Here is a 22,060-nt window from a genome sequence, read left to right as displayed (position 1 = left end):
GTTGTAACTCGGGAAAAGGATAGAGACCAGAGGTTGATTATCCATTAGTTACAGCGGTAGTGATAAGGGAGTTTATCTTTTGAAAATAATCCTTTGAACTAAAATTATTTCGGATAAACTCTTTTCCATTTATCCCAAAGTTTTTTGCTTTTTCCCGGTTTTGATACAATTCTATAATGCAACTTGCCATAGCCTCTATATTACCTTCAGTGACTAGGAATCCATTCTTTTTATGTGAAACCACATCTGGAATTCCTGCATGTTTTGTGGCGACAATTGGTAATCCTGTCGCCATAGCTTCCAAAATAGCAACAGGTGTACCTTCCTTGTCTCCATTAATCGCCTGTTTACTATGCTGAACAAAACAAAAGGATTGTTCCATGAGAGAAGCGATTTCTTCAGGAGATTTCACACCTAATAACTCTACTCCTTGAATTTGCATGGACTCACATAAGTCCTTGCAAACAGATAGAAATTCGCCGTCACCTACAAACTTCAAATTTAAATCCAGACACTTCTCTTTTGCACTTTTAAAAGCCATTAAAGTGAGATAAGGGGCTTTCTTTTCTACAAACCGACCAACAGCCAGAATTTGATTACTTTGGTAGTCAGGCTTTAATTCCAAAAATCGAGAATTTGGGGAATAGGTGATTTTTATCAATTTACCTTCAGGAGCCCCAAGATTTAATAAATCCTGGTTCATTTCGTCTGAAACCACAATGATAAAAGAGGCTATCTCAAACATTCTTTTATACCCTTCTTTATATTTCTCGATTACCTTAAAAACTGAAGCATCAAATCCATGAAAATGGACGATTAAGGGCACTCCCATCTTATAGGAAACTGGTGCCAAAGCAGCCCCTGATGGACCATAATTGGCAAAAATTATCTGAATTTTATTTTCTCTTAAGTATTTAGAAAAATAATACTCTCTTAGTGGAAGAGTTATGAAACCAAGCCTTTTCTTGATCAAATCAAAAATAGGAGGAGTCTTATAATTCTGGAGTGAGCCTTTTAAAGTCAGGAATGGAAAGAACTCACCATAACAATGAAAAACATTTCCAGACAATCCAGACTTTAGATTCTGAATGAAGGTTTCAGAGTAAGCATTTGTGGATGGAGAAGTAAAGCAAATATTCAATTTATTCATTAGCTCAATCCACAAGGTATTTTTTTAATTCCTCTTTTTTAAGGATATATTTTGAATGAGATCCTACTTTATTTTTTATTCTTTCTTTGAGGAGATCCTTTATCCCTTTCTTTTTGACTTTCAGCTTATCTGAAAAGTTTCCAGAATCCGGAAGCTTACCTATTACTGCATGTTGATAATCTGAATAACTCCAAACTGAAATAACTTTATAATAAATCAATTCAAGTTGAAGCATCTCACTTAAATTCAAAAAATCTTTTATTTCCACATCTCTATCAATTGGTTGAAGGCCTTGTGGATTATGTTTTCTAAGATAATTTTGATGATTAATTGTTGGACAAGAAAAGAAGATCAAAGTATTTCCATTATCCCTGTTTTTAATAAGATTCCTAAATGAATAAATGCTTTCATCATCAAAATGCTCATAAACATCAATTAGAAATATAAAATCAAATTTCTGATCTTTAAGAAAGGAATCTAATTCTTTAAGGTTCTCGTAAAAAACAAGTTGAAGATTAGCCAAATTAAAAACATTTCTTCCAAACTCAATCGTACTCTCACTAATATCAAATCCAACAAACTCAATATCTGGGAACTCCTCTGCTAATCTAAAGGAAACATCGCCAATCCCACAACCTATTTCAAGTATTCTCTTAGGCTGATACGTTTTAATCAATTTATAAACTTCTTCATAAGCTCTAAAAACTCTCTCATTACCATAAACAAAATCCTTGACTCGTTTATTAAGCTGGGAATTATAATATGACCTTATATCCTTAATTGACATACTAAGAAATTTTATTTACACACCACTCACTTTGAGGAACGAAAGTGGCATGCCCTTTATACCAATAATACTCTCTAAGTTCATCTTTAAGTTGAACTTCAAATGGACAAACGTCTTCGATAGTTTGGAATTTTGATTTCAAGAAGTTATCTGCAAAGTGAACTTTGAGCCTATATTTATCTGGATAAAGAGACAATTTTGGTATTTTAGAAACCAATCTGTAAGATCCAGATTCCATTAAAAATGGAATTTCAGAACTTAAATTTAGTATATGAATCACAGATACATTTTCTGAATTAATGATTTGGTAAGATATTGCAGCATCTTTAAATGGGAAATTGGAATTAACAATAAATTCAATTTCAAAATCATCTTTATAAAAATGAATATTATTTTCTATTGAAGTTTTCAAGTTGATGGATTTTATATATACATCCTTTTTTATATCATCTAAATAAGAGAATTCGGATTTTTTTGAGCCCGACAAATAATATTCAATCAATTCTGTAGTTGCTCCATGTTTCTTTATTTTTCCACTTTCTAAAAGCAAAGATTTTTTCGTCAAAGCTGATACAGCTTGCATATTATGACTAACAAAAAGCACCGTTCTACCCTGATTCTTACTTACATCCTCCATCTTCCCTAAGCACTTTTTTTGGAATTCATAATCCCCTACAGCCAAGACCTCATCAATGATCAAAATCTCAGGGTCAAGATGTGCCGCCACCGAAAAGCCTAAGCGAACTTTCATGCCAGAGGAATAGAACTTGACGGGAGTATCGATAAACTTCTCCACTCCCGAAAAATCGATAATCTCATCCAGTTTAGAATCGATCTCTCTTCTGGTCATGCCCAGGATGGTACCGTTCATATAGATATTCTCTCTGCCCGAAAGCTCCGGATGAAATCCGGTACCCACTTCCAGAAGGGAAGCTACTCTGCCATAGATTTTTATCTTCCCTGAAGTCGGTTCAGTAATTTGAGAAAGGATTTTAAGGAGGGTTGATTTACCTGCTCCATTTTTACCGATAATTCCCAATACTTCGCCCTCCTTCACCTCAAAGGAGACATCCTTAAGCGCCCAAAACACCGATTCATCTTCTTCGCCAAATCGACTCAGTTGCCGAAGTCTTTTCAGATTCTGCCAAGGCGATTTAATTGCATTGGCGATTTGACCCGCTAGGGTTTCAGCTTGTTTTTCCTTTAGCCCTAGGCGGTAGCGTTTGGAGAGGTTGCTTACTTTAATTACTGTCTTCAAGCTTAGAAATTAGGTAATTACTATTCAGATTAATTGCCACAAAATTTGACAGTATGAAATTTTCCATCTCTTTTGAATACGGCCTAAAATCAATCCATTTAGGATAAATTTTCCCAACTCGAAAACCTTTCGTCTCAAAGAATTTATAAAAATCCGATAAGAGGAATTTAGAATCTATGGCCATGGGTCCATATTCATACTGAACAAGACGAATCTTATTGTTTTCAAACATGGTGGTAAACCCTTTCAATACCATTGATTCGAAACCTTCCGTATCAATTTTCAATAAATCGATTTGCTGAATATGATTATCCTCACAATACTGATCACCTTGGATTACATCTACTTCTATTGATTGTCCCTCCTTTCCTAAATCATGCTCAAATGCAGAAGATAGATAGGAGGAATTAGGATAAAAATTAAAATTCAGCTTTCCAGACTCAGAAGAAAGTCCTAACAGGTTCAGTTTTATATTAGGAAATGCTTTAAGGTTGTTTTCTAACTTTTTAAAAGTATTTGGAACCGGTTCAAAAGCATGAATTTGAGCTTCTGGATTGACCTCTTTCATTTTTTTTGACCAGTTACCGACATTGGCACCAACATCAAAGACTACTTTTATATCAGAATGATTAAGGTTTTCTAAAAACCAGTTTTCTCCGCTTAAATCAGGATCATTTATCTTATTATTCAGCGCATTCATAAAGCTTTGAGAAACTGAAAATAAAAACTTCCCAAGGTTATTTTTTCGCTGAAGGGCAATTAACCAGAATACTCTTTTTTTGATTGATTTAATCATCAATTCTTTTGCGAAGCCCTTGCAGCACTAAATAATCAAAGCTGAACAAATCTATATGTACCTTTAGATCCTTCTGAAACACAAACCTATAGCCCTTAAAGACTAGAGGAAGGAAAATCAGAAATTCAAAAGAGTTGAAAAGCAAGGTTGAGTTTAAAGTTTAGAATGGAGAGTTTAAAGTGGATTGAGATTGCAGGATGTCCGGTGTCCGATGCCCGATGATTTAAGTATTCAGTCACGGTGATCAGACAATTCTGAAAGCTAAAGTGAGAAAGCTGAAAGGTTTCGGAGAAATTTTCAAGTCTACTAGGGTTCGAATCTAGGTGTTTTTGTGGGCCCAGCTGGGCTCGTGCCAGTAATAGCCTATGATTGAAGTACTTGTATTATTGATTTGAGCAAAGGGCTCATTCAGTACCAGAGCCGGAGTTGAACCTGATTGGCCTTCGTCAATTTCCTGTTGATTTCTCACAGCTTCGCCCTTTCAGTCACATCATGACTTAAGGGTGGTAAGCTCCAAAATTTAGTTCGAGACGGATTCAAGAACTCCTGTCCCGACTGATACTTAGGACGTTACTTTTATACCTGCCAATAGACCTGGAGCAACTTTGGAATATGCCGATACAAGTAGCCTTGGTCTTAATTCACAATACCAGGCAGAAGCAATACTGACTGAGTAATAAATTTACTCGGTTGCTTTTGACAAGCAAATTTTTGTTGGAAAGAATTTTTGGAAAGGGAGGTGCGGGAAGTTTGGAGGTGGGAGGTTTGGAAGACAGGAGACCGGAGACGGAAGACGGAAGATCAATGGTCAGTGATCAGTTGTCATTGGTTAGACAATTCTGAAGTTTAAAGTGAGAAAGCTGAAAGGTTGTCGGATGTAGGAAGCTAGGAAGCGGGAGGTTGGAGGTTTGGAAGACAGGAGACCGGAGACAGCAGACGGAAGACAAAAATTGGAAGGCAGGACGAATCCCCCTTGAAAGAGTTATCACCATTTGGTACACAAAATCATGTCAAAGGGGGTTGGGGGGATTGATCCTGTCCCAAAGAATTATGGGGAGGAATTTTTGGAAGATTCAGGTTAGAAGGCGGGAGTTCGAAGTGGGCAGATGCAGTAATCAGTGATCAGTGATCAGTCCCGATAATTATCGTGATAAGTGGTCAGACAATTCTGAAGTTTGAAGTGAGAAAGCTGAAAGGTTGTCCGATGTCGGATGTAGGAAGCTGGAGGTTGGAGGTGGGAGGTGGGAGGTTTGGAAGACGGAAGTTGGAAGTTGGATGTGGGAGGTTTGGAAGACAGGAGACCGGAGACGGAAGATCAGTGGTCAGTGATCAGTCCCGATAATTATCGTGTTCAGTGGCCAGAAAAGTCTGAAGGATGAATTGTTGTTGGATGTCCGATGACGGATGCGAGTAGTCGCAGTTACAGTGGACTGTGGCCTATAGACTGTAGACTATCGACTATGGTCTGTCGACTGTGGAGTATTGACTGTAAGTCCCTCCCAATCAAAACATTTTTTCCAGAAAGCTCTACCCGATGCTGCAGGATGGTTGCCATACTATAAATCGGTACCTTATTAGATTATAAGAATTTGGTCAGGCTACAAAGCTGGGACCGATCCCAACCCAAAACAACCTGTGAAAAAACTGCATGCCTTATCTGAAGAAGATCAAGAGGCCTGGAAAAAACTCCAGTCTGGGGATATGCATGCAATGGAATTTCTGTATAGAAAATATATACAGGAGTTTTTTAGATTTGGGATGAGCATCTGTCCTGAGGAGGATCTGGTTCAGGACTGTATCCAAGAGGTATTTTTGGATCTATGGAACTATCGGGAAAGCATCTGCCTACCCTCCAACTGCAAATTCTATCTACTTAGGACCCTCGGGAATAAAATCAAGCGCGCAAAAAACAAAAAGCAACTATTCTCCCTAGATGAGAATATTTCCAGAGAATCAGTAGAATTGATTGATACCTCAGAATTGGATTTGTTTCTAGAAGAGGAGAATTTTGCCCAGCAAAGCCGGCAACTGGAAAAAGCATTTAAGCATCTTTCCTCCCGACAGCGTAAACTGATTCACTTATTATTTTTTGAAAACTACAGCTATACAGAGGCGGCACATGTCCTGGAAATCAATCTCAAATCCACCTATACCCTAGCATGGAAGGCCCTGAAAAAGCTGAGAAATGTTCTCTCGACTGTTACGGTTTCGATACTATTTCATCTGTTTTATTAGTGCCCGATGTCCGATGTCAGATGCCCGATGATGGATGAAGGAAGCTTGGAAGCAGGAAGTTGGATGTGGGAGGTTTGGAAGACGGGAGACAGAAGACGGAAGACGGGAGTGGGCAGGAAAGTCTGAAGGATGAAGTGAGAAAGCTGAAAGGTTGTCCGATGTCAGAAATTGGAAAATTGAAAGATTGAAAAATTGGAAAATTGGGCTATCAGCTAGAAGATGGAAACGGAATATTAATACTATAAGCTCAAGTTAGAAGGATGAATTGTTGTCGGAAGTTGGAAGTAGGATGTTGGGAAGCAGGAAGTTGGAGGTGGGAGGCTTGGAAGACAGGAAACCGGAGACGGAAGACGGGAGTTGGATGTAGGAAGCTGGAGGTTGGGAAGTTGGAGGTTGGATGCGGGAGGCTTGGAAGTTGGAAGTCGCTAAGTTGGAGGTTGACAGATTATGAATTGGAAAATTGAAAGATTGAAAAATTACGCTGAAAGCCGAAGGAATGAAATCGACATGAGAGCCCTGTAGGGGCGAAATATTGGTAGCCGTTGGTGTAGTCCCGATGGAATCGAGGACTGAACCCACGGTTAAAAAAAAGGAGGCCTTTCCCTCCGGCCGAGGGACTCAATAAAAAGACAAGAATCAGTGCCGGAGGATGGAAACGGAATATTAATTCTATAAGCTCAAGTTAGAAGGATGAATTGTTGTCTGGTGTAGGAAGCAGGAGGTTGGGAAGTTGGAAGTCGGGAAGTTGGAGGTTGGGATTTGGAAGACTGGAGACCGAAGAAGGATGACGGGAGTTGGAAGCAGGACAACCGGGAATATGTACTATCCATTTTCATATCAGTAATAAATTCATTGTCTTGATCAACTATTGGTAAAATAATAGCCATTTAAACCACACATCCATAAAATTTTATTTTTTCATAAAAAAACAGGATAACATCTGTACACATTGCCCTCTGTAGGGTAATGAATGCAAAAGAATACGCTACTGTTGAGCAATTTGTGATGAATGTTCGGTTTAGGGACTATGTACTAAACCCCAAGTCGGAACATCGGGAATACTGGGAATCCTATCTGAAGGATCATCCTGAGAAAATATTGCTGATCCGTGAAGCCAAGCAAATGGTGCTTTGGTTGGACAGGAACAAGAAGGAGAGCCTTAGTCTTGAGCTTTCAGAATCAGAAGTCCTCAGCCTTTGGAATAAAATCCATCAAAAAGCAACTGATAAAGCAGCTTCAAAGCATTCTGAATTATCTATCCCAAAAAAATCCGGACCATTTCCTATCCTTCGCTATGGCATAGCCGCATCTATCGTGCTTCTACTTGGATTTGGCTGGTGGATAAGCACTCAGGACAAGGAGCTTATTCTGTCTGCTGAAGAGCAGCAAGTAGCATGGGTAACCAATACAAATGCTCCCGGAACCAAATCAAGTATTCGTCTCAGCGATGGATCAAAAATCACCCTCAATGCGGGTAGTGAGGTTCGCTATAAGAATCAATTTGACTCTGAGTCCAGAGAAATATTTCTCTCTGGGGAGGCATTTTTTGAAGTGGCAAAAGATAGCCTTCGTCCTTTTATAGTGCATACAGGAGATTTTAGTACTCAAGCTTTGGGCACTTCCTTCAACATCCGAAGCTTTGAAGGTAAAAACACCCAAGTCAGTCTGGTGACAGGAATCATCCAAGTGTCTGACAGACGTCTCCATGCTGAAAAAATCCTCCAACCAGGGGAAGGTGTCATCCTCGCAGATGAGATAGGGCATATTCGTCAGATTGACATCCAAAAGGCTATTTCCTGGACTCAAAAAATCATCAGTCTCGATCAGGCCGATTTTGAAGAAGTGCTGGATGAATTGAGCAATTGGTTTGGAGTAGAATTTCATCTTGAGAATGCTCCCCGATCTATCCCAAGTACTACTGCGAGCTATCAGGATGAGAGTTTGGAAAACATCCTATTAGGTCTGAGCTACAAACTGGACTTCAGCTATGAAATCCAAGGAAAAGAAATATTCATTGACTTCAGCAAAAAATAAAGATCTGCCTATGCCCTAAAACTCATGACAAAAAATGTGGCTGAAAGTGCGCCAACACTTCCAGCCGACAGATCAGGAAGCATTCCTTTCTGTCAATTAGCTAAACCCATTCTCAAAGATTTAACCGATGTAAAGGTATGAAAAATGCTATAATCTATCATTTACTGGACATGTCCAAAAAACTCATCTATGCCTTCCTGATCCAAGCTCTGACTATGAGTCTGCTCCTCGCCAATACGGGTGAGGCACAGGTAAAAAGTATCGATCAGGTGTATGTGGAATTGAAAAAAACCAGGTCAACTGTGGTACCCATCCTGCAGGAGATCGAGCGGCAGACAAATTTCAGATTTGTCTATTCCAAAGAAGAAATCACAGCTTCCCTCCCTATCGATGCACCCCAAAAAGGGACTGTGTACGAGATTCTGTTGGAGATAGCTCAGGCTACTTCGCTCAACTTTAAGCAGATCAATGAAAACATCATTGTCAAAAAAGTAGAGAGATCTAGCAATCCCCCTATAGAAATCGCGCTGGTGCAAGCAGTTGAGATTCGGGGTACAGTCACAGACCAGCAGGGGCTCCCCCTACCCGGTGTCACTATTATCATCGAGGGCACTTCATCAGGGACCGTGACCAATGAAATGGGAAACTATGAGATCAGTGCAGAGGAAGGACAAGTTTTGGTTTTTTCCTTTGTGGGATTTCACTCCCAAAAGCACACTGTATCCAATCAAAGCATCTTGGATATCACCTTGGAAGAAGATGCCAAGTCTCTGGACGAGGTGGTAGTCATTGGCTATGGAGCAGTGAAAAGAAGTGACCTGACGGGTTCCGTGGCTCAGGTCAAATCTGAGGAACTCAACTCCTTCCCCACTACCAATGTCATGCAGGCTCTGAATGGGCGTGCGGCTGGTGTTCAGGTGATTCAAAACAATGGATCTCCGGGAGCTCCGGTAAGCATACGGATTCGGGGTACCAATTCTATTCAGGGAGGAAATGATCCACTGTATGTCATTGATGGTTTTCCGTTTTCAGGCAATCCTACCCAGCTCAATAGTTATGATATAGAAAGCATCGAGATACTCAAAGATGCCTCTGCGACTGCCATCTATGGGTCGAGAGGAGCAAATGGAGTGGTTTTGATCACTACCAAGCAAGGATCTGAAGGCCAAACAAGGGTGGATATTGAAACAAGCTATAGCTCACAATCCCTCAGAAAAAAACTGGACCTGATGAACGGGACAGAATATGCCCAATTGCAAAATATGCAGGCGGCGAATGACAATATCCCTCTTTACTTCACAGATCAAGAAATCAATTCCTTTGGTGAAGGCTACGACTGGCAGGACCTGATCTTTCAAGACGCTCCTATATTTTCTTCATCTGTCAATGTGAGCGGAGGGAATGCAAAAACTAAATTTTCGGTAGCTGGAGGATTTTTTGGGCAAGAGGGAATCGTGAAAGGAAGCGACTATGATCGCTACAACCTGCGGACCAACCTGAATCATCAGATCAGCGATAAATTTTCTCTCAATTTCAACACGAACCTCTCCCATCTAAAGACCGAGCGGAGAGATAGTGGGGGTGGACAAAGAGGAAACTCAATGATAGGCTCTGCCATATCAGCTTCCCCGATTTCTCAGCCTTATGATGAAAATGGATCATACACCGTGCTGGGGAATGAATATCCCTTCATCGCACCGGATATTATCAACCCACTGAATTTCATCAATGAACAGAGCAATGTCGTCAAGGCAAATGTCGTCCTGAGTAGCTTGACTTTTGAATACAAGCCCATTCCTGAGCTTTCTATCAAGGCTACCGGAGGAATAGAAAACCGGGATGACAGAACTGACTCCTATACTACCCGAAATTTTTTCAATTCAGACGGTAGAGCGGGTGTCAGCACTTCCCAATTCAGGAGTTTGCTAGGGGAAGCCACCGCTACCTACCAAAAGACTTTTTCCTCCATTCATAATCTTACCATTCTGGGAGGCTTTACCTATCAGGATTTCCTAAGCACTTATCTGAGCGGAAGTGGCATAGGTTTTCTCAGCGATGCCTTTGAGACACATAGTCTGGAAGCATCACAAACCCCGGGAATTCCTAGCAGTGGCTATAGCAAGTCCGTCTTACTTTCCTATCTCGGTAGAATCAATTATTCACTGAAAGATAGGTACCTGCTGACTTTCAATTTCAGAAGTGATGGATCATCACGCTACAGCCCAGGGAATAAGTGGGGATATTTTCCAAGCGGTGCATTTGCATGGAAAGTATCAGAAGAAGAGTTTTTGAAAAACAACAGTAGTATCTCTGACTTGAAGATCCGAACCAGCTATGGTCTGACCGGAAGTCAGGCGATCTCCCCTTATGCTACTCTCAATCAGCTCAGTCCAGGCAATACCATATTCGATGATAGAATGTACAATACTTTTGCTCCCAGCTCTGTATTGCCAGGCGATCTCAAGTGGGAAACCACTGAGCAATTTGATGTGGGTGTAGATATTGGGATCCTGGATGATCGCTTCACCTTCAGCACTGATTATTACATCAAAAACACCAGAGATCTACTCAATACTGTAAGACTACCAAGTTCTTTGGGTTTCACCACTACCATCCAAAACGTGGGTAAGGTCCAAAATAAAGGGGTGGAATTTGCAGTGAATGCAAATGTGATCAATACCTCCAATTTCCACTGGTCACTCAATGGCAATATTTCATTCAATAGAAACCAAGTCATTAGTCTGGCTAATGGGGAAGATATTCTGGGAGCCTTTACCAATGTGCTAGTGGTAGGAGACAATATCACCATACTGCGGGAAGGAAGACCTATAGGACAGTTTTGGGGATTTGAAGAGGATGGATACGATGAGACTGGCAGAATCAAGTTTAGAGATCTTGATGGAGATGGCACGATCAACAATAATGACAAAACCTATATCGGTGATCCCAACCCCAACTATATCTATGGAATCAATTCAGCGATGGAGTTTAAGGGTTTTGCACTCACGATATTTATCCAAGGCTCCCAAGGCAATGACATCTTCAATGTCAGCTCCATCCCAAGCACCTTAGACTTTGGGCAGGGTATGAACATGCCAAAAGAGGTGCTCTATGATCATTGGAGTCCAGAAAATCCCAATGCCAAGTACCCTATCATCAGCAGAAATGTATCGGCAAGGATGTCTGACCGATTTGTGGAAGATGGATCCTACTTGAGATTCAAAAACATCCAGCTCGCGTATTCCTTTCCTATCCAAAACTCAAGTGTGAAAAGTCTGCAGGTATATGTCAGTGCGCAAAACTACATCACCTTTACCGACTACTCATGGTGGGATCCTGAGGTCAATTCTAGAGGTGCCGGTACCCAACTAGGGATAGATCATTATTCCTACCCTATCCCGAAGACATTGACTGCAGGAATGAGAATTGGATTTTAAAAAAACACCTTGGACAAAACCCAAAAACCATGAAATTTCAACATCAACTTATCTATATAGCAGGATTCTTGGCTTTAGTCTCCTGCTCGGATCTTCTTGAGGAAAATCCAAAGACTGTGGCCGTAGAAAATTTTTACAATACTGCAGAGGAAGTGGAAGCGGCAGTCAATGCCATCTATTCCCCTCTCAGATCCACCAGAGCGGAGCAAATAGTCATATTGGACACTCATACCGATTGGGGATATGGTAGAGGCAGCCGTGCTCAATACAACGACTTTGCCGGTTTGAATGCCACCAACACCAATACCGCTGGCTCTAGATGGGACTCCTTCTACTTAGCCATCCGCAATGCCAACCTAGTCATCAAAAACGCTCCCTCGGGTACGGACATAAGCCAAGATGATATAGCCTACTACACCGCAGAGGCAAAATTCTTGAGAGCAATGGCCTATTTTGACTTGGTAAGAAATTGGGCCGGCGTCCCCATGAGAACCGAGAATACCATGGAAGAGATAGACCTTCCCAGGAGTTCGGAGGAAGAAATTTACCAGCTCATAATCGATGATTTGATTTTTGCTGAAGCAAATCTCCCTGAGGTGGCCAAAAATCAAGGACGACCTACCCTTTATGCTGCCAAAACAATGCTAGCTGATGTATATATGCATCGGGGCAACTATGAACTTGCAAGTAGCAAAAGTAAAGAGGTGATAGATGCAGAGGCATTTAGTCTCGTACCAGTGAGTTCGATTGAGGACTTCCAACAAAACATCTATGGTGCAGACCTGCTCAATAGCAGTGAAGAGGTGTTTTACCTGAAATATGCCAGAGAACCAGGTCAAGGGAATTACATTCTATGGATTCTTAACCATCCCAGCACAGGCTATTTCAGTTTTGGAGGAGCCTATGCCCATTACGCAGATGCTCAGGATCCATTCTACCAAGAGTGGGACGATGCAGATATCAGAAAGTCAATGTGGGATCAAGTGGACTTTGGCCTAGGTGCCACGACCATCGTCAGCAATAAATATATCGATCCAGATGCCATCAGCCAGAGTGGAGCAGGAAATGATCTACCCATCTACCGCTATGCCGAAACACTACTCCTTTTTGCTGAATCCGATGCCCGTGCAAAAGGGGCTCCAACAGCTGAAGCAATAGAGGCTCTCAATCAAGTGCATAGAAGAGCCTATGGCATGAATCCTACTGCCTCTTCTGAGATAGATCTCAGCTTTGAATCAGGCGATTTGGAGGCATTCATAGACGCGGTCCTGCAAGAAAAAGCCTATGAGTTCATATTCGAAGGCAAGAGATGGTATGATCTAAAGAGAACTGGGAAAGCCGCTGAGACAATCTTGGAATACCGTGGAAAGACTATCGCTGAGGCTCATTATTTATGGCCTATTCCACAGCAGGAAATCAATTTCAACGGTGCGATCAATCCTGAAACTGACCAAAACCCAGGGTATTAATTCTAACAAAAATCTATGCTGAGAGGAATTCATCTTCTCTGAGCAATAAGGAATTTCATTATGAAAAGAAGAACAATGCTGTCCACCTTGGGAGCTATTTCCTTTGGTATCACAGCACCAAAAATAGCCAAAGCAGACTTGATTCTCCCTCCCTATCAAACTCAGGAAAGAGAACTGGAAACAGATATTTTGGTAGTGGGCGGGGGTACGGCCGGGGCCATTGCAGCCATCCAAGCTGGAAGGGCTGGAAAACGGGTTATCCTCATAGAATGTCAAAGCCAACTGGGCGGCACCACTACCACAGCCGGTGTGGCATTTCCGGGTATCTTTTTCGCTTGGGGAAAGCAAATCATAAGCGGTATAGGATGGGAGGCAGTACAAGATGCAGTTGCCCTAAATGGAGACACTTTACCTGACTTTTCTATCCCTCATGGCCGAGAACATTGGAGACATCAGGTACGACTCAATGCTTCCATTTACACCATTTTGTTGGAGCAAAAATGCCTGGAGGCTGGAGTCCAGATTCGCTATTATGAAACCCCTACCCGACTGGAATTTGACGGAAGCAATTGGCTAATTGAAACTTCTGGTAAAGGCATTCATACTCAGATCAAAAGTAAACAGGTCATTGATTGCAGCGGAAATGCCATTGCAGCCCAGCTCGCAGGATTTACCGTACTCAAGGAGGCAGAATCTCAGCCGGGCACCTTGATGTTTACCCTAGGCGGCTATGACTTTGACAGTTTGGATCTCAATCACATCAAAGCTGCCTATGAAGAAGCCATCCAAAAAGGAGAATTGGTCAGGGCAGAATTTAGGGGAAATATAATAGGGCTTTTGAAAAACAAAGGAGATAATATACAGCATATCGCTGGAGCAGACTCTACCACATCCGAGTCGCATACGCTTACCAATATCAAAGGAAGGACATCTCTGCTTAAGCATTTGGAGTTTTTGCGTCGGCAGCCAGGTTGTGAAAACACCCGAATCGTAGCTATGTGCACTGAGGCGGGTGTCAGAGAGACCTACAGGATAGAAGGGCTTTATCAAGTTTCGCATGAAGACTATGTGACTGGCAGAAACTATCCTGATGCTGTATCTTACTCCTACTATCCGATCGACCTACATATCATAGAGCATGGAGTGACTCCAAAGCATCTATCCGAAGGCGTGGTAGCTAAGGTGCCTCTGAGGGCTCTTATCCCGAAAGGCAGTACAAATTTTCTTGTTGCAGGCCGATGTCTCAGTAGTGATAGATTGGCTAATTCCGCTTTGCGGGTCCAAGCCTCTTGTATGGGAATGGGACAAGCCGCCGCAGCTGCAGCTGCCTTGGCCATAAATCAAAATTGCAGTCCTGAAGCTGTAGATTTTGAAAGCCTTGCTACTCTAATTCAAAATCACGGAGGATTGGTACCTAGTCAATCTGACTATGTCTAAACCAATTTTACATAAAGGTTTTGTTTTTCTGTTGTTTCTCATGACCAGTCCACAGGAAGTTCAGAAAAACAAAGCCTCTATTTATTACGGCACTCCAGCTACAATTGCTGTACCTGAAACCCATCATAGATCAAAGGTCAGCCCAGTACAAGAAGAGTATATGCCTCCAGATACCCTTATCCAACATTTAGGAAGGGATAATATTCCAATTTCATATTCCAAAAACATCCGTACCAGCGTTTGTTTTGACAATCAATGCAGGCTGCTGGTTGCTAAAGTCCACTGGAACCCAACAGGTAGATATCTGGGGTATAGTTTGCCAGAAGGAGAATTTCTAAGTAAGAAAGAACATGATCCCTTTTCAGTTCAAGAGTATGAGCGATTAAATTCATTATTGGCAGACCCCAATCTTCCTTTGGGGTCAATATCCTACAATGAATTAGTTTTGGAATCTCAGGCACCTTTGGTCGGAATAGACGGTGTCAGTGGGGCTACTAATCAAGATTTGCTCGCCTATATTGTCGAAGGAGCTGCCTATACAACATACAAACTCTATCAGATTCTATATGGTCCGGATAGACAATTTATAGAAAACTGGACTCGAGAGACCCTGAATGAGGCCTTTGTCATTGAAGCATTGAAATCACCCGAGATTGCTGATCAACTATGGCTGTTAAAAGTACTGAAAGGCAGGCTTTCAGAGTTTCCAATAGCCAGACAACAAATTGCTGAACTTACAAAAAGTCCCAACTTTTCTTTAGCAGACAATGCGCTTCAAGCCTTTTCTGAAAGAGATCTTGAGGATGATCAAATTACAAATCTACTATTTGACCTATTTGAAATGGGGGATTATGGTAAAAGGAATAGGATTTTGGCCCTGTTGGAAAGTTCAAAGACTGTAAACACAATCAGTATAAAACGACTGTCAGAACATGTATTGCAATTGGAATCTCCATTTCAGGTAAGGGTAATCCGTTTGTTTGAAAAGCACAAAATCAAAAACTCAGCCTTTGATCAAGCCATGAAGCAACTATCGCAATCCAATAATGATTTTGTAGCTCAGGAGGCTAGGTCTTATTTGAAATTGAGGTAAAGGGGGTGCTGGGAGGCGGGAAGCTGGGAGGTTTGGAAGACAGGAGACGGAAGACGGGAGTTGGAAGTTGGATGCTGGAAGTTGGGAAGTTGGAAGTGAAAATACGGCTAGAATAAAAAGTTCAGTATATAGGATTAATCATTTCCTAATCAATGTATTCACCTCCTTATTGAGTTTCGGAAGGTGATTGATCAAGATTGACCAAATGTTTTCGTCAGAAATATTATCATAAGCATGCACAATATGATTTCTAAGAGAGATTATGGCTTTAGCATATTGAATTTCTTCAAACAATTCTACATCGGTCTGTTTGATTTTATTCATGGCCTCACCAATTATAGCTAGATTTCGTTCGACGCCTCTTTTGATTAATCTATTCTGAGAATAGCTACTAAAGGATTTAATATTGTATTCATCCAGAAATCCCTGAATCTCCTGAATGGATAGAAATATATCGAAAAGCCATTTAAGACTTTTTTCCTTCATAGATATTGAGCTTTTCCTTTTCGATAGACTGGATCAGATAGGGGTTTTTAAGAGTTTGAGCTTCAATAAGATCTACATTTCTTCCCAATAGCTTTTCCAAAGCTACCTGAAACCCTATAAAATTTTCGAAATAGTCATGTAGTGGTATGGAGTGAAACCGAACCAAAAAATCGTAATCAGAGGTGTCATGAAATTCGCCATTAACAGCTGACCCAAATAAATCCAATCTTTCAACATTAAAGCTCTTGCATACCTCGGTTATTTCAACCTTCTTTTTTAAAACCAATTCCAAGCCTTGAAGTATTTGGTAACCGGCTAAATCTGGTTCACTAGCTTGCTTAGATTGTGATTTATCTTTGGACATAAGGACCTAAATATACTGATTAATAGTTGATTTGATACACTTCTAATGAAACAAGGTTTGGAAGTTGGATGACAGGAGACGGGAGACGGGAGACGGAAGATCAGTGGTCAGTGATCAGTGGTCAGACAATTCTGAAGTCTGAAGTGAGAAAGCTGAAAGTTTGTCGGATGTAGGATGTAGGAAGTTTGGAAGCAGGAAGTTGGAGGTAGGAGGTTTGGAAGACAGGAGACCGGAGACAGAAGATCAGTGGTCAGTTGCAGTCGACTGCGGTCGCTGGTCTGTTGACTGTGGAATATGGACTGTAGACTATCGACTATCGACTATGGTCTGCTGACTCTGGACTATCTACTACCACCTACTCTCCGTACCCAATTCTTTCAGCCACTAAACGGATTACTTCTTCCTGTTCATCTGGAGTAAACCAGTGGATTTCAGTATCTCGTCTAAACCAGGTCAATTGTCTTTTGGCATAGCGTCGGGAATTTCGCTTGAGAAGCCTAATCGCCTCCTCTTTATCATAATTTCCCTCCAACATGCCAAAAATCTCCTGATACCCCACAGTCTGAAGGGAATTGAGTTGCCGACGGGGAAATAGCATTTCTGCCTCCTCAAATAAACCCTTGCTGATCATCAAGTCCATCCGTTGATCGATGCGCCTGTAGAGTTCTTCTCTCTCTCGATGTAGTCCAATCTTAACTATTTCAAAGGGTCTTTGAACTTTATTTTTGACTCGAAAAGAACTAAAGGTCTGCCCTGTACCACGGCAAACTTCCAAGGCCCGCATCAGTCGCTGAGGGTTTTGGACATCTACTTTTTCAAAATATTCTGGATCCAGTCGTCTGACCTCCTCCTGAAGGTACTCCAGTCCTTTTGACTCATACGATGCGATGATCTCTTTCCTGATCTGGGGATCGATCTCAGGCATCTCATCCATGCCTTCTGTGATAGCATCTGCGAAAAGCCCAGAACCACCCGTCATGATCACGGCTTGATGCTTTTTGAAAAGGCGAAGAAGTATTTCCAATGCATCCTTTTCGAATTGCTTTACATCATAGTTTTCCTCGATGGAGAGGGAATTGATCAGGTGATGAGGGACCTGCGCCAGTTCCTCCGGTTCCGGCTTGGCAGTACCCAGATTCATTTCTCTATAAAACTGTCGACTGTCACAAGAGACAATTTCGGTCTGGAATTTTTTGGCTAGATTGAGACACAATTCGGTCTTTCCCACCGCCGTGGGGCCGACTACCAAAATCAAATAGCGTGTAGAAGTGTGTGTCATCATGGATTCTTGCAGTAAAATTCTAAACTAAAGGATGAAAAGCAAAAATATTTTGATCGTTGAGGACAATGAACTCAACCGCAAGCTTTTTGAAAACCTCATCGGGCAGATCTGGAACTACCAAAGTGCTACCAATGGACTGGAGGCAATAGAGAAAGTAAAATCCCAGGATTTTGATCTGATATTGATGGATATACAAATGCCTCATCTCGATGGCATCTCTACTCTCAATCAAATCCGAAACGAGTCCCTCGCAAGCTGTCCTATTATAGCGGTGACTGCCTATGCAGATGAGTCCGATCGCAAAGCTTTCCTGACTCAGGGTTTTGATGAATTTATCACCAAACCTATCAGGCCAAGGGAATTTATTGAGATTGTTCAGGGTTTTATCAACAAACCCCTTCAGTCCGAAACTGAACAAGACAGTGTCGAACTGAAAGATGTCATCCTGGATTCGGATGTAGTAGAGCAGTTGGGCAAATACAATAAACCGGAAATGATCAAGCAGGTCTACTTGGATTTTGTCCTAGAATCCAAGACCATTCTGCATCAGATCCGGGAGCAGCTCTCTTCGCAGCAGGAGGAAGACATCCCCGCCTCTCTGCATATTCTCAAGGGAAATTCGGGAACTTTAGGTGCCAACCGTCTCTTTCTAGCCACTCAAAAAACAGAAATTGCGGCTAAAAACGGAAACATGGAGGAGTTCAGAATTCAATTTGAAAATCTCCAAAAGGAATTTGAGTCTTTTCATAAATATTTAAATGAAGCAACTATTTTTGAACCATGAGTAAGCCCAAAAAAATATTGGTAGGCGAAGACAGTTCCGTCATCATCAACCTCACAAAAAACGTTCTGGCCTTTGAAAACTACGAGATGACCGCTGCCCGAAATGGGAAGCAGGTATTGGACTTGTTGGAAAAAGGTGACTATGATCTGATCTTGATGGACATAAGCATGCCTGTATTGGACGGGATCTCTTGCACCAAGGCCATCAGAAACTTGCCTGATGAGACGAAATCAAAATTGCCCATCATTGCGATTTCCGGTAATATTCACAACCTGACCCACGATGATTTTCGCAAGGCCGGTTTTGATGCCTTTATCCAAAAACCCCTAGACTACGATCAGGTATTGGCTACTGTCAAAAAATTTCTCAGCTAAATGGCGATTAAATACACGAAGCATTTTTTGGACAAACTGGAAAATCTCTTTGCGGCCTCTGACTATATGTTGCGCTACGAAAAAGGGAGTTTCAAGTCCGGCTACTGTGTATTGAAAGACACCAAAATCGTCATCGTCAATAAATATTTTCCACTGGAAGGCAAGATCAATGCATTGATCGACATTCTGGGAGAGCTGCAGTTTAATCCACAAGATTTCAAGGAAAAATCAGCTCAGGACTTCCTCAAGGAGTTGAAACAAACCCAGTTAAAATTTTGAGAGTCAGATTCCTAGGAACCGGCACCTCTCAGGGAGTCCCTGTGATCACCTGTGACTGTGAGGTTTGTCGTTCTTTGGATTTCCGCGACAAAAGAACCCGCTCCTCCATTTTCATAGAAATAAATGGACTGCATCTGGTGATAGACACGGGACCGGATTTTCGTGCGCAGATGCTTCAGGGAAGAATATCACAGCTGGATGCGGTGCTCTTTACCCATGAGCACAAGGACCATACAGCAGGCCTGGACGATATCCGCCCTTTCAATTTCAAGCAGCAGAAAGACATGCCGATTTTTGCCAGGAAGCAGGTTTTGGAGCAAATCCAACGGGAGTTTTCTTATGTATTTTCTGCAAATAAATATCCCGGGGTGCCCCAGATCGAAACTGTCGAGATCGATGAACATCCATTTTCCATAGAAGGCGTCGGCATCAGCCCTATTCCGGTTATGCATTATAAGCTTCCGGTTTTGGGTTTTCGTATCGCCGATTTCACCTACATCACAGACGCCAATCATATCCCTGAATCCTCCATCCAACTGATCCGAGGCTCTGAGACAGTAGTCATCAATGCCTTGCAAAAAACTCCCCATATTTCCCATTTCACATTGGATGAAGCCATAGAAATGGCAGAAGTTTTGGGAGCCAAAAACACCTATTTCACCCATATTTCGCATAAGTTGGGGCTTCATTCTGAGGTTGAGAAAGAGCTTCCTCCGGGAATACACCTTGCCTTTGACGGCTTGGAGCTATCTTTGTCCTGATGCATCTCAATTATCATTTTCTCACCTATCTCTGTCCAAGTCTTGCTGAAGAATTTCGGGGAAAAACTATTACCTCCTGCTTTTCTCAAAGTAAAGACGAACTGATCATCCAAACGCAAAGTGAAGCAGGAGAAAGGTACATTCGGGCGCATTTTCTACCGCCTCAGATTTACTATTCATTTCCCGAAAAGTTTAGCCGGGCCAAAAGAAACTCTATTGATCTTTTTCAGGAATTGATCGGTGAAAAGATCCAAAGCTGTCAAGTACTGCGTTTTGAGCGGGCATTTTATTTTTTGATGGAGTCTGGAGCACTCTTGCTTTTCAAGCTGCATGGAAATAGAAGCAATGTGCTTTACTATGAAGCGGGAGAGACTGTTCCGGTCAAAGTATTCAGGAATGAATTTCGGGAAGACAAAAATCTGGATTGGAGAGAGCTGGAGAAAAACTTGGATCTGAGCCGCGAAGAGTTTGAAAGACTAAATGGCAATGCCTCTCAGTTTCTGCCGACGCTAGGAAAAGTCCCGAGGGAGTGGCTCAAAAATGAAGGCTATATAGAAGCTGATCTGGATAGAAAGTGGGAACTCATTCAGGCTGTGATGGATATGCTGGAAACGCCCCTGTTTTCCCTGGCGGAATCTGAAGGTGACATTTTCCTCACCTTGCTCCCTGCTCAGCAGGCTCAGCAAACCTTTTCTGATCCCCTTCAGGCTGTCAATGAGCTTTTTTATAAGGCCTTGGTCATCGGAAATTTTGAAAAAGAAAAAAAGCAGCTTCTCAAAAAGTATGGGGATGAACTGAAAAAGACCCAAAACTACATCCACAAATCCAGGCAAAAGCTAGAGGAACTGATCCATTCCCAACCTCCCTCCCAGGTAGCAGATGTGATCATGGCTAATCTACATGTGTTTCAGCAAGGAGTGTCAAGCTATGAGCTGGATAATTTTTATACTGGAGAAAAGCTAAAAGTACAGTTGAAACCCAATCAAAAAGCCAGTGAATTGGCTGAAAATCTGTACAGAAAGAATAAAAACCGACAAATCGAGGTAAACCAGATAGAGCAGGCTATTCAAGCCAAGGAAGCGAAAGTCACAGAGCTGGAGGAGAAAGTTTTTCAACTGGAGTTGATGGAAGGGTTTCGGGACCTGAAAGACTTTAAGAAAAGTAATCAGGAGGACAAGGCCTTGCAGAAGGAACAGCTCAATCTTCCTTTCAGGCAATTCGAGATCAATGGATTTTCGGTTTGGGTGGGCAAATCCGCCAAGGACAATGATGAGATGCTGCGAAACTTTATCCACAAAGAAGATCTCTGGTTGCACGCTAGACAGGTAGCAGGCTCTCATGTCGTCATCCGAAATAAGGGCAAGCTCAGTATACCTACATACGTCTTGGAGCGGGCAGCCTCTCTTGCAGCATTCTATTCCAAGCTCAAGTCCGATAGTCTTGCACCGGTGATCTATACAGAGGCCAAGTTTGTCCGAAAAATGAAAGGATTGGCACCAGGAGCGGTGAGAGTGGAAAAAGAAAAAGTGATATTGGTCCCTCCTGCCGGGCCTTCAGAGGATATCGCGTAGCCTTTGGTCTCAAGTAGTTATGATCTATTTCCCTTCAAGTGACTATAGGTTGGTTTGGGGTCAAAACCATACTGACTAGGATTAGGAAAAGGGATATACGCTGGCAATTGCAAACCTCGAACAAGTAAGATATCAAATCGCTCCTCTGGAGCTCTTTCGTTAATTCGCATCTCTCTTCTACAATCAAATCGCCACACAGCGGCTCATTTCGTAGCTTTGATGGGTTGGTCCTAGCTACCGCTTACTACCTGTTTTTCCAATTAACCAGTTCCAATAATCCTTCCCATAATTCTTTGGGACAGGATCAATCCCCCCAGCCCTCTTTGACATGATTTTGTGTTCCAAATGGTGAGAACTCCTTCAAGGGGGATTCGTTCGGTTATCCAACCTCCAACTTCCTGCTTTCAAGCCTCCCGACCGAATTTTGTATTTCCACCTTCGTACTTTATAATCTGACCACTGA

General features: G+C 41.9%; 22 protein-coding genes. 14 read left to right on the top strand and 8 right to left on the bottom strand.

Translation table 11 applies throughout. The features are described 5' to 3' along the window. Window positions 1-37: 37 nt before the first annotated feature. The 4 genes from G460_RS22430 to G460_RS0120900 are packed head-to-tail and all read right to left on the bottom strand — an operon-like array spanning window position 38 to window position 3,991. Window positions 38-1,150: a glycosyltransferase gene (locus tag G460_RS22430; protein WP_051316172.1), complete on the bottom strand. Its 1,113-nt coding sequence runs from the start codon at window positions 1,148-1,150 to the stop codon at window positions 38-40. A 4-nt stretch (window positions 1,151-1,154) separates the two neighbouring features. Next, entirely contained in the window at window positions 1,155-1,937 is a 783-nt protein-coding gene (locus G460_RS0120910; RefSeq protein WP_026957155.1) for a class I SAM-dependent methyltransferase, read from the bottom strand. A gap of 1 nt (window position 1,938) precedes the next feature. Continuing rightward, entirely contained in the window at window positions 1,939-3,195 is a 1,257-nt protein-coding gene (locus G460_RS0120905; RefSeq protein ID WP_026957154.1) for an ABC transporter ATP-binding protein, read from the bottom strand. Beyond that, complete coding sequence (locus tag G460_RS0120900) at window positions 3,179-3,991, bottom strand: FkbM family methyltransferase (protein WP_026957153.1); 813 nt, start codon at window positions 3,989-3,991, stop codon at window positions 3,179-3,181. The genes G460_RS0120905 and G460_RS0120900 overlap by 17 nt, the downstream gene beginning before the upstream one ends. 714 nt (window positions 3,992-4,705) lie before the next feature. On the opposite strand from G460_RS0120900, the gene G460_RS23470 reads away from it, so the two are divergent. From G460_RS23470 to G460_RS0120880, 3 genes are all read left to right on the top strand, one after another. Beyond that, window positions 4,706-4,834 carry a hypothetical protein gene (locus G460_RS23470; RefSeq protein ID WP_281171671.1) on the top strand — a complete coding sequence of 43 codons (129 nt, stop codon included), beginning with the start codon at window positions 4,706-4,708 and terminating at the stop codon, window positions 4,832-4,834. Between the two features lie 337 nt (window positions 4,835-5,171). Next, window positions 5,172-5,333, top strand: a complete 162-nt coding sequence (locus G460_RS23270) for a hypothetical protein (RefSeq protein ID WP_157366994.1) — start codon at window positions 5,172-5,174, stop codon at window positions 5,331-5,333. Window positions 5,334-5,626: 293 nt separating this feature from the next. Continuing rightward, window positions 5,627-6,226, top strand: a complete 600-nt coding sequence (locus tag G460_RS0120880; protein WP_026957152.1) for an RNA polymerase sigma factor — start codon at window positions 5,627-5,629, stop codon at window positions 6,224-6,226. 252 nt (window positions 6,227-6,478) lie between these two features. On the opposite strand, the gene G460_RS0120870 is transcribed toward G460_RS0120880, so the two are convergent. Then, window positions 6,479-6,805: a hypothetical protein gene (locus G460_RS0120870; protein WP_026957151.1), complete on the bottom strand. Its 327-nt coding sequence runs from the start codon at window positions 6,803-6,805 to the stop codon at window positions 6,479-6,481. 387 nt (window positions 6,806-7,192) lie between these two features. Between G460_RS0120870 and G460_RS0120865 the strand changes: the two genes are divergently transcribed. The 5 genes from G460_RS0120865 to G460_RS22810 all read left to right on the top strand — a co-directional run bounded on the left by G460_RS0120865 (window position 7,193) and on the right by G460_RS22810 (window position 15,696). Beyond that, window positions 7,193-8,260, top strand: coding sequence for a FecR family protein (locus tag G460_RS0120865; RefSeq protein WP_026957150.1), 1,068 nt, complete (start codon window positions 7,193-7,195; stop codon window positions 8,258-8,260). A gap of 137 nt (window positions 8,261-8,397) precedes the next feature. Further along, window positions 8,398-11,697, top strand: coding sequence for a SusC/RagA family TonB-linked outer membrane protein (locus G460_RS0120860; RefSeq protein ID WP_026957149.1), 3,300 nt, complete (start codon window positions 8,398-8,400; stop codon window positions 11,695-11,697). Between the two features lie 29 nt (window positions 11,698-11,726). Beyond that, entirely contained in the window at window positions 11,727-13,166 is a 1,440-nt protein-coding gene (locus G460_RS0120855) for a RagB/SusD family nutrient uptake outer membrane protein (protein ID WP_026957148.1), read from the top strand. A gap of 60 nt (window positions 13,167-13,226) precedes the next feature. Next, window positions 13,227-14,603, top strand: coding sequence for an FAD-dependent oxidoreductase (locus G460_RS0120850; protein ID WP_026957147.1), 1,377 nt, complete (start codon window positions 13,227-13,229; stop codon window positions 14,601-14,603). Continuing rightward, complete coding sequence (locus G460_RS22810; RefSeq protein ID WP_157366993.1) at window positions 14,596-15,696, top strand: hypothetical protein; 1,101 nt, start codon at window positions 14,596-14,598, stop codon at window positions 15,694-15,696. Before G460_RS0120850 ends, G460_RS22810 begins: the two co-directional genes overlap by 8 nt. Window positions 15,697-15,834: 138 nt before the next feature. Here the strand turns inward: G460_RS22810 and G460_RS0120840 are convergent, their stop codons facing one another. Beyond that, window positions 15,835-16,182 carry a HepT-like ribonuclease domain-containing protein gene (locus G460_RS0120840; protein WP_026957146.1) on the bottom strand — a complete coding sequence of 116 codons (348 nt, stop codon included), beginning with the start codon at window positions 16,180-16,182 and terminating at the stop codon, window positions 15,835-15,837. Next, a complete protein-coding gene (locus G460_RS0120835) occupies window positions 16,163-16,546 on the bottom strand; it encodes a nucleotidyltransferase family protein (RefSeq protein WP_084421485.1) in 384 nt (127 codons plus the stop codon). The genes G460_RS0120840 and G460_RS0120835 overlap by 20 nt, the downstream gene beginning before the upstream one ends. Window positions 16,547-16,706: 160 nt before the next feature. Here G460_RS0120835 and G460_RS23370 point away from each other — a divergent pair, with 160 nt between their 5' ends. Beyond that, on the top strand, window positions 16,707-16,880 hold the full coding sequence (locus G460_RS23370) for a hypothetical protein (protein ID WP_169817546.1): 174 nt from the start codon (window positions 16,707-16,709) through the stop codon (window positions 16,878-16,880). Window positions 16,881-16,901: 21 nt separating this feature from the next. On the opposite strand, the gene miaA is transcribed toward G460_RS23370, so the two are convergent. Next, the gene (miaA, locus tag G460_RS0120830) at window positions 16,902-17,828 is read right to left on the bottom strand and encodes a tRNA (adenosine(37)-N6)-dimethylallyltransferase MiaA (protein WP_425393942.1); all 927 of its coding nucleotides are present in this window, start codon (window positions 17,826-17,828) and stop codon (window positions 16,902-16,904) included. A gap of 31 nt (window positions 17,829-17,859) precedes the next feature. On the opposite strand from miaA, the gene G460_RS0120825 reads away from it, so the two are divergent. From G460_RS0120825 to G460_RS0120805, 5 genes are read left to right on the top strand one after another with little or no spacing between them, the layout of a single operon-like run. Further along, window positions 17,860-18,612: a response regulator gene (locus G460_RS0120825; RefSeq protein WP_026957143.1), complete on the top strand. Its 753-nt coding sequence runs from the start codon at window positions 17,860-17,862 to the stop codon at window positions 18,610-18,612. Then, window positions 18,609-18,986: a response regulator gene (locus tag G460_RS0120820; protein WP_026957142.1), complete on the top strand. Its 378-nt coding sequence runs from the start codon at window positions 18,609-18,611 to the stop codon at window positions 18,984-18,986. Before G460_RS0120825 ends, G460_RS0120820 begins: the two co-directional genes overlap by 4 nt. Continuing rightward, complete coding sequence (locus G460_RS0120815) at window positions 18,987-19,265, top strand: hypothetical protein (RefSeq protein WP_026957141.1); 279 nt, start codon at window positions 18,987-18,989, stop codon at window positions 19,263-19,265. Further along, the gene (locus G460_RS0120810; RefSeq protein ID WP_026957140.1) at window positions 19,262-20,026 is read left to right on the top strand and encodes an MBL fold metallo-hydrolase; all 765 of its coding nucleotides are present in this window, start codon (window positions 19,262-19,264) and stop codon (window positions 20,024-20,026) included. The genes G460_RS0120815 and G460_RS0120810 overlap by 4 nt, the downstream gene beginning before the upstream one ends. Next, entirely contained in the window at window positions 20,026-21,597 is a 1,572-nt protein-coding gene (locus G460_RS0120805) for an NFACT RNA binding domain-containing protein (protein WP_026957139.1), read from the top strand. Before G460_RS0120810 ends, G460_RS0120805 begins: the two co-directional genes overlap by 1 nt. Window positions 21,598-22,060: the final 463 nt, after the last annotated feature.

The sequence above is a fragment of the Algoriphagus vanfongensis DSM 17529 genome (genome assembly GCF_000429465.1).
GTDB classification, from domain to species: Bacteria; Bacteroidota; Bacteroidia; order Cytophagales; family Cyclobacteriaceae; genus Algoriphagus; species Algoriphagus vanfongensis.
This window is presented reverse-complemented; position numbering and strand designations above follow the sequence as displayed.

Coding starts and splice junctions, on each gene's coding strand:
- G460_RS0120820 (WP_026957142.1), top strand. CDS start 18,609: ATGAGTAAGCCCAAAAAAATATTGGTAGGCGAAGACAGTTCCGTCATC.
- G460_RS0120835 (WP_084421485.1), bottom strand. CDS start 16,546: ATGTCCAAAGATAAATCACAATCTAAGCAAGCTAGTGAACCAGATTTA.
- G460_RS0120910 (WP_026957155.1), bottom strand. CDS start 1,937: ATGTCAATTAAGGATATAAGGTCATATTATAATTCCCAGCTTAATAAA.
- G460_RS0120850 (WP_026957147.1), top strand. CDS start 13,227: ATGAAAAGAAGAACAATGCTGTCCACCTTGGGAGCTATTTCCTTTGGT.
- G460_RS0120840 (WP_026957146.1), bottom strand. CDS start 16,182: ATGAAGGAAAAAAGTCTTAAATGGCTTTTCGATATATTTCTATCCATT.
- G460_RS0120855 (WP_026957148.1), top strand. CDS start 11,727: ATGAAATTTCAACATCAACTTATCTATATAGCAGGATTCTTGGCTTTA.
- G460_RS22430 (WP_051316172.1), bottom strand. CDS start 1,150: ATGAATAAATTGAATATTTGCTTTACTTCTCCATCCACAAATGCTTAC.
- G460_RS0120805 (WP_026957139.1), top strand. CDS start 20,026: ATGCATCTCAATTATCATTTTCTCACCTATCTCTGTCCAAGTCTTGCT.
- miaA (WP_425393942.1), bottom strand. CDS start 17,828: ATGATGACACACACTTCTACACGCTATTTGATTTTGGTAGTCGGCCCC.
- G460_RS22810 (WP_157366993.1), top strand. CDS start 14,596: ATGTCTAAACCAATTTTACATAAAGGTTTTGTTTTTCTGTTGTTTCTC.
- G460_RS0120865 (WP_026957150.1), top strand. CDS start 7,193: ATGAATGCAAAAGAATACGCTACTGTTGAGCAATTTGTGATGAATGTT.
- G460_RS0120825 (WP_026957143.1), top strand. CDS start 17,860: ATGAAAAGCAAAAATATTTTGATCGTTGAGGACAATGAACTCAACCGC.
- G460_RS0120815 (WP_026957141.1), top strand. CDS start 18,987: ATGGCGATTAAATACACGAAGCATTTTTTGGACAAACTGGAAAATCTC.
- G460_RS0120860 (WP_026957149.1), top strand. CDS start 8,398: ATGAAAAATGCTATAATCTATCATTTACTGGACATGTCCAAAAAACTC.
- G460_RS0120900 (WP_026957153.1), bottom strand. CDS start 3,991: ATGATTAAATCAATCAAAAAAAGAGTATTCTGGTTAATTGCCCTTCAG.